Origin of the sequence: Planktothrix tepida PCC 9214, assembly GCF_900009145.1 — a bacterium.
Classification (GTDB): domain Bacteria; phylum Cyanobacteriota; class Cyanobacteriia; order Cyanobacteriales; family Microcoleaceae; genus Planktothrix; species Planktothrix tepida.
The window spans coordinates 617,302-629,641 of the sequence record NZ_LN889782.1 but is presented as its reverse complement, the minus strand read 5'-3'; the positions used below and the strand labels follow the sequence as shown (position 1 = coordinate 629,641).

Annotated in this window: 12 protein-coding genes; 9 read left to right on the top strand and 3 right to left on the bottom strand. The window is 38.9% G+C overall.

Annotation, left to right across the window (positions count from 1 at the left end):
- Position 1 precedes the first annotated feature (1 nt).
- Together PL9214_RS05710 and galE are read left to right on the top strand one after the other, a co-directional pair.
- Positions 2-382: a hypothetical protein gene (locus PL9214_RS05710; protein ID WP_072717851.1), complete on the top strand. Its 381-nt coding sequence runs from the start codon at positions 2-4 to the stop codon at positions 380-382.
- Positions 383-419: 37 nt separating this feature from the next.
- Positions 420-1,418, top strand: a complete 999-nt coding sequence (gene galE / locus PL9214_RS05705; protein WP_072717850.1) for a UDP-glucose 4-epimerase GalE — start codon at positions 420-422, stop codon at positions 1,416-1,418.
- Positions 1,419-1,494: 76 nt separating this feature from the next.
- On the opposite strand, the gene PL9214_RS05700 is transcribed toward galE, so the two are convergent.
- Both PL9214_RS05700 and PL9214_RS05695 read right to left on the bottom strand, forming a co-directional pair.
- Positions 1,495-2,646 (bottom strand): FAD-dependent oxidoreductase, encoded by a 1,152-nt coding sequence (locus tag PL9214_RS05700; RefSeq protein ID WP_072717849.1) that lies wholly within the window; start codon positions 2,644-2,646, stop codon positions 1,495-1,497.
- 3 nt (positions 2,647-2,649) lie between these two features.
- On the bottom strand, positions 2,650-4,314 hold the full coding sequence (locus tag PL9214_RS05695; RefSeq protein WP_072717848.1) for an ABC transporter ATP-binding protein: 1,665 nt from the start codon (positions 4,312-4,314) through the stop codon (positions 2,650-2,652).
- A gap of 122 nt (positions 4,315-4,436) precedes the next feature.
- Here PL9214_RS05695 and psb32 point away from each other — a divergent pair, with 122 nt between their 5' ends.
- The 7 genes from psb32 to PL9214_RS05660 all read left to right on the top strand — a co-directional run bounded on the left by psb32 (position 4,437) and on the right by PL9214_RS05660 (position 10,608).
- Entirely contained in the window at positions 4,437-5,159 is a 723-nt protein-coding gene (gene psb32, locus PL9214_RS05690; RefSeq protein ID WP_072717847.1) for a photosystem II repair protein Psb32, read from the top strand.
- A gap of 70 nt (positions 5,160-5,229) precedes the next feature.
- Positions 5,230-6,267: a GTPase ObgE gene (gene obgE / locus PL9214_RS05685; RefSeq protein WP_072718675.1), complete on the top strand. Its 1,038-nt coding sequence runs from the start codon at positions 5,230-5,232 to the stop codon at positions 6,265-6,267.
- Between the two features lie 177 nt (positions 6,268-6,444).
- Positions 6,445-6,714, top strand: a complete 270-nt coding sequence (locus PL9214_RS05680) for a hypothetical protein (RefSeq protein ID WP_245824181.1) — start codon at positions 6,445-6,447, stop codon at positions 6,712-6,714.
- Positions 6,715-6,884: 170 nt separating this feature from the next.
- Positions 6,885-7,490: an SRPBCC family protein gene (locus PL9214_RS05675; protein ID WP_072717845.1), complete on the top strand. Its 606-nt coding sequence runs from the start codon at positions 6,885-6,887 to the stop codon at positions 7,488-7,490.
- A 2-nt stretch (positions 7,491-7,492) separates the two neighbouring features.
- Positions 7,493-8,401, top strand: a complete 909-nt coding sequence (locus tag PL9214_RS05670) for a DNA cytosine methyltransferase (protein WP_072717844.1) — start codon at positions 7,493-7,495, stop codon at positions 8,399-8,401.
- A 190-nt stretch (positions 8,402-8,591) separates the two neighbouring features.
- A complete protein-coding gene (gene ahcY / locus PL9214_RS05665) occupies positions 8,592-9,869 on the top strand; it encodes an adenosylhomocysteinase (protein ID WP_072717843.1) in 1,278 nt (425 codons plus the stop codon).
- Positions 9,870-9,999: 130 nt separating this feature from the next.
- Positions 10,000-10,608 carry a DedA family protein gene (locus PL9214_RS05660; protein WP_072717842.1) on the top strand — a complete coding sequence of 203 codons (609 nt, stop codon included), beginning with the start codon at positions 10,000-10,002 and terminating at the stop codon, positions 10,606-10,608.
- A gap of 93 nt (positions 10,609-10,701) precedes the next feature.
- Here PL9214_RS05660 and murJ read toward each other — a convergent pair whose 3' ends face one another.
- Positions 10,702-12,315: a murein biosynthesis integral membrane protein MurJ gene (gene murJ / locus PL9214_RS05655; RefSeq protein ID WP_072717841.1), complete on the bottom strand. Its 1,614-nt coding sequence runs from the start codon at positions 12,313-12,315 to the stop codon at positions 10,702-10,704.
- Positions 12,316-12,340: the final 25 nt, after the last annotated feature.

The following is a 12,340-nucleotide window of genomic DNA, read 5'->3' as shown; positions in this document are numbered from 1 at the left end:
TGTGAACCAAGAGCGGTTCAGAACTCTACAAATCAAATTTTCAGGTTTGAGTAACTGGCTCATGACATTAGCTGTAATTGGCATTCTGATCTCCATTGGTCTAGGCTGGTTAGTCAAGGGTGTTCTAATTTTAATTGCCGTGATTGTCATTACTCCTATTTTGTTGATCTGGGGTGTCCAGTGGTGGTTAAAACGTAATCTCATTCAAGGTCAATGTCCCGTTTGTAGCCATGAATTTCCCGCTTTGAATGCCACCCAATGTCAATGTCCAAACTGTGGAGAACTGCTAAAAGTTGAGGAGGGACATTTTAGTCGGTTAACACCCCCAGGAACTATTGATGTGAAAGCGGTTGATGTTTCCGTTCAACAGCTAGAAGAGTAAATTAAATTCATTGAAGACAACAGAGGAGAATAAATTTATGGCTGAAGAGAGAACCACTATTTTAGTCACCGGAGGAGCGGGTTATATTGGTTCCCATGCTGTTCTAGCGCTGCAACGTTCGGGTTATGATGTCATTATTCTCGATAATTTAGTTTATGGGCATCAAGATTTAGTAGAAACGGTCTTAAAAACTGAATTAATTATTGGGGATACTAATGATCGTCCGTTGCTGGATGACTTATTTTCCAGCCGAAAAATTGATGCGGTTATGCACTTTTCGGCTTATGCTTATGTCGGGGAATCAGTCACCCACCCAGATAAATATTATCGCAATAATGTGATTGGAACGTTAACGCTATTAGAAGCGATGAAAGAGGCTGGAATTAATAAATTTGTGTTTTCTTCCACCTGCGCCACCTATGGGGTTCCTGATGTTGTTCCAATTCCTGAAGACCATCCCCAAAATCCGATTAATCCCTATGGAGCGACTAAATTAATGGTAGAACGGATTTTAGCAGATTTTGATGTCGCTTATGATTTCAAATCTGTGCGATTCCGTTATTTTAATGCGGCTGGAGCAGATCCAGACGGATTATTAGGAGAAGATCATAATCCTGAAACCCATTTAATTCCTTTAACGTTATTAGTGGCATTAGGAAAACGAGATTCTATTTCTATTTTTGGAACAGATTATCCCACACCGGATGGAACTTGTATTCGGGATTATATTCATGTCTCTGATTTAGCAACCGCCCATATTTTAGGGTTAGAATATTTATTAGAAGGGGGAAAAACAAATGTGTTTAATTTAGGGAATGGAAATGGATTTTCTGTTAAAGAGGTGATTGAAACTGCGAGAAAAGTTACTGGAAAAGAAATTAAAGCGGTTGAATGCGATCGCCGTCCTGGAGATCCACCCAGTTTAGTTGGAAGTGGAGAAAAAGCTCGCAAAATATTAGGGTGGAATCCTCAATATCCTGATCTTGAAAATATGATAAGCCACGCTTGGAATTGGCATCAAAAACGACACAGTTAATCTTGTATAGCGCTACTGTAGAGACGCGCCAAAAGCCTACGGCATGGCTCCGCCCAGGCACGTCTCTACTTTTAATTTAGGTTTTAAACTGTTTTATAAACTTTTGATCAATATAATCTTTCCATCGCCATAATAACGAATTCGGCCCTATATTAAACCATCCCTTAGAGGCGATCGCTTTTCGATCTCCTGTACCAATTAAAATTAAAAATTCCTGTTGAGGGATAAAGGGTTTGAGGGGTTTTTCTTGTAAACTTCGTTTTAAATTTTCTAATAAGGGTTGACCTTGACGAACTGCAAAAACTCCGGCTTTGGGTCGGGGATAATTAACCATTGTGGCGATATCTCCGGCGGCGAAAACTTGGGGATGGGAAATAGATTGTAAGTTATCATTGACTCGAATAAATCCTTGTTCATTGGTTGCTAGATCGGTTTGTTTTAACCAAGGGGATGCTGATGCTTGTGTTACCCAAAAAATGCGATCGCAGTCTAAGGTTAATCCTGATTTACAGCTAATTTTTTTAATAGAATTTTCAGTTGCTTCAACTTGATCAACGGTTTGATTTAAGTGTAAATTAATCTGAAGCTTTTTCAGCAAAGTTTCTACTTTTTGACTTAAGGACGGGTGACGTTCAGATAATAAGCGTTCACCTTGATGTATCAGATGTAATTCTAACTGATTTAAAGGTTGATTGGCTTGTTGATAAATTTGCGTGAGATGACGATGAATATTAAACGCTAATTCTACTCCTCCCGCACCTCCCCCAATAATAGCTAACCGGATTTTTTGTTCAGGATTTTGCTGAATTTCATCAACTAACTGCTGCCAATATTGCAAAAATTTGGAGATGGGTTTAACAGCAATAGTATGTTCTATTGCGCCGGGAATGGTTAAGGTTGCGGGGGTACTTCCAATATCAATAGATACAAGATCAAAGGGAATAGGAGAATGATTTTCACAAATCACTAGATTTTTTTCTAAATCTAAATTAATGGCTTGATCAATATAAAGTTTGGCTTGAGCAAATTCAGCTAAGGATGGTAAATCAATATGACATTGCTCAAAGGTATAAAACCCGGCAATATAACCGGGTAACATTCCTGAATAAGGAGTTTTAACAACATTGGTAATTAAGGTTAATTCAACTTCTGATAAAGGATTAATCCCCCATTTTTTCAGGGCGATCGCATGGCTATGTCCTCCACCAATTAAGACTAATTTTTTCATCTTTTAAATTATTTCCTGCTCTAATTTAGAAAGGGAAGGAACAGCCGATAATAAAGTTTGGGTATAGGGATGTTGAGGATTAGTAAAGATGTCTTCTGTTGCCCCTAATTCAACAATTTTACCTCCATTCATCACCGCAATGCGATCGCATAAAAACCTCGCTACCCACAAATCATGGGTAATAAATAAATAGGTTAAATTAAACTCTTGTTTTAATTCTAACATTAATTCTAAAACTTGAGCTTGAACACTGGCATCTAACATACTGACAGGTTCATCACAAATTAATAATTTTGGATGAGTCATTAAGGCTCTCGCGATCGCAACTCGTTGTTGTTGTCCACCGGATAATTCCCCTGGATAGCGTTGATAATATTCCTCAGTAGGTGTTAATCCTACCCGATCTAACATGGTTAAAACTTGTGTTTTTGCCTCCTCTGGTGTTGCTAATTGATGAATTAAAAGCGGGTCAGCAATACTTTCACCAACGGTCATCATGGGATTTAAACAAGCATGGGGATCTTGAAACACCATTTGCATTTGACGGCGATATTTTCGTACCTGTTCACGGGATAATTGAGTTAAATCAGTGCCTAAAAATTCAACACTGCCGTTAGTGGCGCGAATCAGTTGTAAAATCGTTCGGGAGAGGGTACTTTTTCCACAACCTGACTCTCCGACTAAACCTAATATTTCCCCTGGATATAATTCTAAATTGATTCCATCAACAGCTTTAATTACGGATTTCTTTTGCTTGGAAAACAATTGTTGTAAAAAGCTTGATTCTAGGGTATAATATTGTTGTACATTTTTCAGGGATAATAAAGGTTGAGAAGAGGAACCAGGCGTTTCCAAAGTCGGATTTGCTTCTTTATTTTCAATATCCTGTAAATGTAACGCCGATTTTAATAAAGATTGGGTGTAGGGATGTTGGGGAGATTGAAAAACCGTTTGAGATGCTCCCATTTCAACCATTTTTCCTTGGTACATCACGGCGATTTTATGGCAATATTCCCCGACCATTGCTAAATCATGGGAAATTAATAAAATTGCGGTTCCTCGTTGTTCACAAAGTCGAGTTAATTCCTTTAAAATTTGAGCCGAAACGGTGACATCTAAACTGGTGGTCGGTTCATCCGCAACAATTAATTTGGGATCTAATAATAAAGCTAAAGCGATCGCTACCCGTTGACGCATTCCGCCACTAAATTCATGGGGATATTGTGACCAACGATTTGCAGGAATTTTCACCGCTTCTAATATTTCTAAAGCTTTATTTTTAGCTTGAGAATTGGATAATTGCGGACGATGGGCTTTTAACGTTTCTAAACAATGATCACCAATGGTCATCAACGGGTCAAGGCGAGTCATGGGATCTTGAAAAACTAAAGCCACAGCTTCCCCGCGAAACTGACGCAACCGTTTTGCATCCATATCAAACACGGGTTGTCCTTCAAATCTCACTTGTCCTTCAATTTGGCTGGTGGTGGGTAACAACCGCATCACCGCCCGCCCAATGGTGGATTTCCCACAACCGGACTCTCCCACAAGTCCTAGACGTTCTCCCGGTTGTAGGGAAAAGGAGACATCATTCACAGCCCAACTTTGCGGCGTTCGGGAGTGGGGATAAGCAACCCTCAAATGTTCAACATCAAACAAACTTGGCATAAGGTTACTGGGGATAGTGTTGGCCGGTGGTGGTTGAGAGTTCACTCACAAGGGACAACGGACAACCATTGTCTTGTATAATTAATATGGGGAACCCTGGACTTATATCATCAATTTTGACAATGATACAACAGCTTAAAACAAGATTAAATTGGGGAAACTTATTACCGGGATTCATGATTTCCCTATTTTTAACGGTTATCGTTGGATTTTGGACAACTCCAGCTTTAGCAACAGGGGTTTATCAAGTTCCGGCGTTATCCTCGCCTAGTGATACTTGGGTTGTGGAAATGGATGACGTTCTCAGCCGGAGTACGGAAGGACGTTTAAATAATACCTTATCGGACTTAGCAAAAAAAACAGGCTATGAAGTTCGATTTTTAACGGTTCATCGTTTAGATTATGGAGAAACTATTGATAGTTTTGCTGAACAAGTGTTTAAAAAATGGTTTCCAACGCCAGAAACGGCTGCAAATCAAACCTTGTTAGTTTTGGATACAATCAACAATAATAGTGCAATTAAAACCGGAGAAAAAACCCAATCCTTATTAACGAATGAAATTGCTGAAAGCGTCGCCCAAGACACCTTAAAATATCCCCTTCGTAAAGGAGATAAATATAATGAAGCGTTTATTGCAGCCAGCGATCGTATTGCGACTGTATTATCAGGAGAACCTGATCCAGGTGCACCCATAGAAGAAGATAATATTAACGTTGACAGTACCTTTAAATCCGCCGAAGAAACCAACGATACCAGTGCTACAATTATTGTTGTGGTTCTGTTAATCGTAGCAACGGTTGTTCCCATGGCAACCTATTATTATTTCCAAGGAAATCGCAGCTAATAATTCAGTTATCAGTTATCAGTTATCAGTTATCAGTTTAACTTCCTATCTAAATTTATCTAAAAATAAAATGCAATTTATTGATCAAGTTGAAATTGAAGTCGAAGGCGGAAAAGGAGGCGATGGAGTTGTTGCCTTTCGACGGGAAAAATATGTTCCGGCTGGGGGGCCTGCGGGTGGCAATGGTGGGAAAGGGGGTTCAGTAATATTAGTCGCCGTTGAACATTTACAAACCTTGCTAGATTTTCAATATAATCATAAATTTCAAGCGGGTCATGGTACACGAGGTGGCCCTAAAAATATGACGGGGGCGAATGGAGAAGATCGTTTGATTCAAGTGCCATTGGGAACCGTTGTTTATGATGCCAATACTGATGAGATGTTAGGGGATTTAGTAGAAAAAAATCAACAGCTTTGTGTTGCAGCCGGGGGAAAAGGAGGGTTAGGGAATAAATACTTTTTAAGTAATCGAAATCGCGCTCCAGAATACGCTTTACCCGGTTTAGAAGGAGAAAATCGACGGTTAAGATTAGAATTAAAATTATTAGCAGAAGTTGGAATTATTGGTTTACCCAATGCCGGAAAATCCACCTTGATTTCGGCGTTATCGGCTGCCCGTCCTAAAATTGCGGATTATCCCTTTACCACCTTAATTCCTAACTTGGGAGTGGTGAGAAAACCCACGGGAGATGGAACAGTATTTGCGGATATTCCGGGGTTAATTGAAGGTGCTCATTTAGGGGCAGGTTTAGGGTATGAATTTTTACGCCATATTGAACGAACTCGCGTATTATTGCATTTAATTGATATTACCGATAGTAATCCGATTGAAAATTATCATACCATTCAAGAGGAATTAAAAGCTTATGGTAGAGGATTAGGAGAACGTCCTCAAATTGTCGCATTTAATAAAGTGGATGCGGTGGATGTAGACAGTGAGGAAATTCAAGCACTGGTTTCCCAATTGCAACAATTCCATCAAAGCCCTATTTTCATGATTTCTGCGGTAGCTGGAATGGGTTTAGATACCTTATTACAAGAGGTTTGGCAACAGTTAGATCAACTCTCGGCTGTAGAGAAAAATCAGTTACAAGTCAGTCAATTTTGACTTGACTATCAACTTGATATATTAACAATAATAAAGGCTGAATTAAAAGATGTAAAGGTTAATTTTCTATAAAATTTAGCCAACTTCTCTCTATTGTTCAGCTATTATACAGACAGTCTAACCCCAAAAGGAAAACTGATGAATAAAGCGAAAGTTAGCATCTTAGTCAGCGGCATTATGAGCCTTTTTACTGCTGTCTATCCAGCCCTAGCTGAGAATTGGGTTTATATGGGGAAAGCAGATACCGGAGAAGACATTTCCGTTGACGCAGATAGTATTTATGCGGGAAAAGAAGGAAAGCGATTTATTTATACCATTGGAAATGAAACCCTTCATGCAGCCGCAAATTGTAATAACAATACTTGGTATGTCCTAGAATATGATACCACTTATTCGCCCCAAAGTAATGCAACTCAACAGATGTTAGTCTATGTTTGTCAATACTGAAGAACCATCTCAGCTAACATTTTGTTCACGATTAATAATTAATTGAGTTGAGGGTGCATTTCTTTCTGGATCATAAAGCTACTAGACACTGTAAGAATAATAGAAATTTGTTATAATCTATCTAGTTAACATTTATTCTAAACGCGATTTTACATCGCAGTAACTCACCCATGGCTTTTAAGTTTGATCTCCAAAAACCTCAGAAATTTCTAACAACATGGGTTGCTGCGGTTGGTTTAAGTCTAACTCTAATCAATAGTCCTCTGACTCTAGCGGAATGGGTTCCTTCCGCCGTAATTGCTAGTCAATCTCAAGGGGCAAGTTTAACCGGAAAAAATGGACAATATAAAGCTCAAATTATTGTTAATAGTTCGGCAGATACCAGTTGGAAAGTATTAACAGATTATAATAATTTTTATCATTTTTTACCGAATGTGATTAGTAGCCATTTATTAAAATCTCAAGGAAATCAAAAAATTTTTGAACAGGTGTATAAAATACAAGCCTTTGTTTTTGATCAAACAACAAGATTGCGTATATCTGCTACTGAAACCTATCCTAAAGAAATTGATTTTAAACTGCTTGAAGGAGATTTGAAAGGGTTAGAAGGAAGTTGGAAAATTGAACCCATTTCTGCAAAACAAGTCAGAATTCTACATCAAGTTAATGTTGAACCAGGTTCAACTCCAAGCCGAACCTTATTTTATAATGTTTATGAAAGTAGCTTAAAAAATACTCTGGAGGCGATTAAAAAAGAATCTGAACGTCGTAATTAGCAATGAGATATATTGATTTGTTTTGTGGAATTGGTGGATTTAGAATTGCTATTAATCAAGCCTTAAGACCTGGGAATATTAAGCCAGTCTGTGTTTTTTCTTGCGATATTGATTCTGATGCTCAAAACATCTATCAGATGAATTTCGGGGAACAACCCGCCGGAGATATTACCCAAATTAAAGCTGAGGATATTCCTAATCATGATATTTTATTAGCGGGGTTTCCTTGTCAACCCTTTAGTATTTGTGGACAGCTTAAAGGATTTGAAGATACCAGAGGAACATTGTTTTTTGACATTGCTCGAATTTTAGCGTGTAAAAAACCTAATTACTTTATCTTAGAAAACGTTAAACAATTAGTTGGACATAACCAAGGGAAAACCTTAAAAGCTATTATTGAAGTTTTAGAAGAATTGGGTTATACTGTTGAATATAAAGTGTTAAATGCTTTAGATTTTGGATTACCCCAAAAACGAGAACGGATTTTTATTGTCGGTTATCGGCAACCGTTACCCTTTCAATGGGATATTCAAAAAATACCGATGAAACCCTTAAGCGATATTTTAGAACCGCAAGTTTCAGACTTTTATTATGCCTCTGAAAAAATTCGTAACAATCGTTTAGTAAAATATCAAGGAAAAATCGATACTGAACCTACAATTTGGCACGAAAATAAAGCAGGTCATATTAGTGCTTATCCTTATTCTTGTGCCTTAAGAGCCGGAGCATCCTATAATTATTTATTAGTGAATGGACAACGACGGTTAACGGAGCGAGAAATGCTACGTTTGCAAGGGTTTCCCGATGAGTTTAAAATGGTTACTTCCTATTCAACTGCTCGTCGGTTAATTGGGAATAGTGTGACCGTTCCTTGTGTGGTTTTTGTGTTGAATTGTTTGTTAAATCAATAGAAACCCGGTTTCTGGATGTCACCTATGGCCGAATGACACCTTTCGCGCTAGGCTTTATGTTAATAAATTGCAACAATTGTGCGAATTCTGACGAGGAACCCTCCGTTGCATAGGGACGTCAGCAACAGGGTGCTCAAGTTTAGCATCCTCTTGAAACTGGAAACGATTTGTCTGTCTAGGAAACAACTACATGACTGCAACAACTGTCCGTACAAACTACGAAATTAAAGACCCCTCTCTCGCGCCGAAAGGAAAACAACGCATTGAATGGGCAGGACGTGAAATGCCTGTGCTGCGCTTGATTCAAGAACGCTTTGCCCAAGAAAAACCCTTTGCAGGTCTGCGGTTAGCCGCCTGTTGCCACGTTACAACAGAAACCGCTCATTTAGCCATTGCTTTAAAATTGGGTGGTGCCGATGCGGTGTTAATTGCCAGTAACCCTTTGTCTACTCAGGATGATGTTGCAGCGAGTTTAGTTGTTGACTACGGAATTCCGGTTTATGCCATTAAAGGGGAAGACGCCGAAACCTATACTCGTCATGTACAGAAAGCTTTAGATCATCGTCCTAATATTATTATTGATGATGGTAGTGATGTGGTGGCGACCTTAATTCAAGAACGTCAAGATCAAATTCAAGATATTATTGGCACAACGGAAGAAACCACAACCGGAATTGTGCGTTTAAAAGCGATGTTAAGAGATAGCGTGTTAACCTTCCCCGCCATGAACGTTAATGATGCTGATACCAAACATTTCTTTGATAACCGTTATGGCACAGGTCAATCAACTTTAGATGGAATTATCCGCGCCACTAACGTTTTGTTAGCGGGTAAAAATATTGTCGTTGCGGGTTATGGTTGGTGCGGAAAAGGTACAGCACTGCGGGCACGGGGTTTAGGTGCTAATGTGATTGTAACGGAAATTGACTCTGTTCGCGCCATTGAAGCGGTGATGGATGGTTTCCGCGTGATGCCTATGGAAGAAGCTGCACCTCTGGGCGATATTTTTATTACCGTTACAGGGAATAAGCACGTTATTCGCGGTGAACATTTTGATGTGATGAAAGATGGCGCCATGGTGTGTAATTCGGGTCACTTTGATATTGAAATTGACCTGAAAACCTTAGCCGCTAAATCAACGGAAATTAAAGAAGTTCGTAACTTCACCCAAGAATATAAACTCAACACAGGTAAATCCGTTGTTGTGTTAGGAGAAGGTCGTTTAATTAACTTAGCCGCCGCCGAAGGACATCCGAGTGCGGTGATGGATATGAGTTTCGCCAACCAAGCTTTAGCTTGTGAATATTTAGTCAAAAATAAAGGCGAATTAGAAGCAGGTATTCATTCCATTCCCAAGGATGTTGATGAAGAAATTGCGCGTTTGAAACTGGTGGCAATGGGGATTAAAATTGATAGCCTCACCGCCGAACAAATTGAGTATATCAACTCTTGGACATCAGGAACATAAATTAAGTTTAGAGTGAGATAGGTTTTACCCCAGAAACCGGGTTTCTGAGTTTTATTTAGGGAATAAAATCAAATTTTTCCTTCAGAAACCCGGTTTCTAAATTTGAGCAACTACACTTTAAAAAAAGATTATGACTGAATGGATTACGAATACAATGGTTTCCCTGGGATATCTGGGAATTGGTTTATTAATGTTTTTAGAAAATCTGTTTCCCCCCATTCCGTCTGAGTTAATTATGCCCTTAGCCGGTTATACGGTTTCCCAAGGAAAAATGGAAATGATACCTGCTATTTTAGCGGGAATTATCGGAACAATATTAGGGGCATTTCCTTGGTATTATGCAGGTAAATTCGTTGGAGAAGAACGTTTAAGACAGTTAGCAGATAAATATGGAAAATGGATTACAGTGTCAGGTGCAGATATCGATAAAGCAAATAATTGGTTTACTCGATATGGCGGCGTGGCCGTTTTTTTATGTCGTTTAGTTCCTGGGGTTAGAACTATCATTTCCTTACCTGCGGGTCTCAACGATATGCCATTAATTCCCTTTCTGATTTATTCTACCATTGGCACAGCCCTTTGGGTGAGTTTCTTAACAGGGGCAGGCTATTTATTGGGAGAGCATTATGATTTAGTCGATGAATATTTAGGCCCCGTTTCTAAAATTGTGTTATTAAGTTTAGTGATTTGGTTTGGACTGTGGATTTTGCGTAGAAATATGAGAAAAAATGCAGAATAGTTGACCGTTGACGAGAGTTCCAGAAACCGGGTTTCTTAGTGTTATTTGGGGAATTATATCAAAGCTTACTACAGAAACCCGATTTCTTGATTTCTACCTTTGAAACTTTTGGCGGAGTCGAGACACTAATAAATCCACTTCGGGTAATCTTAAAAATAGAATTAAGATTGAAAAAACGACTATTCCGACAATACCCGGAATTACTAATTCCATTAATAATATCAAAAAGTCATTACTACTAATTAACAATCTTAACCCTTGTAAGGTTCCCCAACTGGCTGCACCAGAAATTAAACTAATTATTGTTAATCCCAAAAACGGTAAACTCCACTCTCGCCAGGGTAAACCATTTAATCTAATATGTAAGAGCCATAAAAACATCCCCATTGAGACAACATTTACGGAAACAGTTGCTAACACTAAACCCGGTGCGCCCCAAAATTTAACTAAAATAAAATCTAATACCCCATTTAATAAAATATTAAAAATACTAACTCTAAATGGGGTTTCTCCATCTCCTAACCCATAGAACACTCGGACTAATACATCTCGTCCTAAATAAAAGAACATCCCCACCGAATAAGCCACTAAAATTGAGGCGACAAACTCCGATGCTTCTAAATTAAACGCATACCGTTCATAAACAATTCTCACCGTCGGTAAGGCTAAAGCCACCATTAATGTACTTAAGGGTAACATCGTAATTGCCGTTAAAATTAACGACTGACGAATGCGGTCTTTTAATTCTGGCCAGTTTTCAGGATCTCTTAATCGAGCAAAAAGCGGTAAAAACGGAACCAAAATCATATTAGAAATGATTCCCAAGGGAGTTTGGACTAATAACCCAGAATAGCCCATTGCTGATGCAGCTTGGGGAATATAAGAGGCAAAAAATAAATCCGTATAGACATTAATTTGTAACATTCCTGATGATAATGTAGCGGGTAACATGACTTTCATCACATCTTCTAACCCTGGAATTTTAAAATTAAATCGGAGTCGTAAGGTTCCTAACCCCGATTTCCACATCGCCGGAACTTGAATTAACCATTGTAAAACTGCCCCTGCTAAAGTTGACCACGCTAAAACTTCTCCCCCTAAAACCATATATTTAGGGCTATCAACATCATCCCCTAAAATTCCAATTAATACCCCTAATCCTAAGATTAAAGCCGCACTGGAAAATAATGGACTAATCGATGGCAGCCAATACATATCCGCCGCATTTAACGTGCCAAATCCAATGCCAATTAACCCAGCAAATAACGCCATCGGAGCCATGATTTTTAACTGTTCTATGGCAATACTTCGAGTCGCTATTCCTTCCGGTGTTAGCATTAAACCCGGAGCCATTAAATCAATTAAAGGAGTGGCAAAAATGACTAATCCGACTGTTATAATTAATAAAAATATTCCGACTAATGTAGAAACCGTCTCTACTAAAGCTTCTGCATCTTTGCGGTCTCGATTTGCTAACGCACTGACAATGGCACTATGAAAGGGGCCGTTAATTCCCCCTAATAATATTAATAAAAATCCGGGGATAACATAAGCATAATTATAAGCATCAATGGCTGGCCCCACACCAAACGCCGCCGCCATCACTTGTTGACGAACTAAGCCAAAGACTTTACTAATCAGGGTGGCAACTGCAACAATAGTGGCAATTCCGACTAACGAACGAGAGCGTTTTGGTTCTTCTGACACGAAACATCCACAGGGGTTAAAATGC

Coding starts and splice junctions, on each gene's coding strand:
- galE (WP_072717850.1), top strand. CDS start 420: ATGGCTGAAGAGAGAACCACTATTTTAGTCACCGGAGGAGCGGGTTAT.
- PL9214_RS05700 (WP_072717849.1), bottom strand. CDS start 2,646: ATGAAAAAATTAGTCTTAATTGGTGGAGGACATAGCCATGCGATCGCC.
- PL9214_RS05695 (WP_072717848.1), bottom strand. CDS start 4,314: ATGCCAAGTTTGTTTGATGTTGAACATTTGAGGGTTGCTTATCCCCAC.
- psb32 (WP_072717847.1), top strand. CDS start 4,437: ATGATACAACAGCTTAAAACAAGATTAAATTGGGGAAACTTATTACCG.
- obgE (WP_072718675.1), top strand. CDS start 5,230: ATGCAATTTATTGATCAAGTTGAAATTGAAGTCGAAGGCGGAAAAGGA.
- PL9214_RS05680 (WP_245824181.1), top strand. CDS start 6,445: ATGAGCCTTTTTACTGCTGTCTATCCAGCCCTAGCTGAGAATTGGGTT.
- PL9214_RS05675 (WP_072717845.1), top strand. CDS start 6,885: ATGGCTTTTAAGTTTGATCTCCAAAAACCTCAGAAATTTCTAACAACA.
- PL9214_RS05670 (WP_072717844.1), top strand. CDS start 7,493: ATGAGATATATTGATTTGTTTTGTGGAATTGGTGGATTTAGAATTGCT.
- ahcY (WP_072717843.1), top strand. CDS start 8,592: ATGACTGCAACAACTGTCCGTACAAACTACGAAATTAAAGACCCCTCT.
- PL9214_RS05660 (WP_072717842.1), top strand. CDS start 10,000: ATGACTGAATGGATTACGAATACAATGGTTTCCCTGGGATATCTGGGA.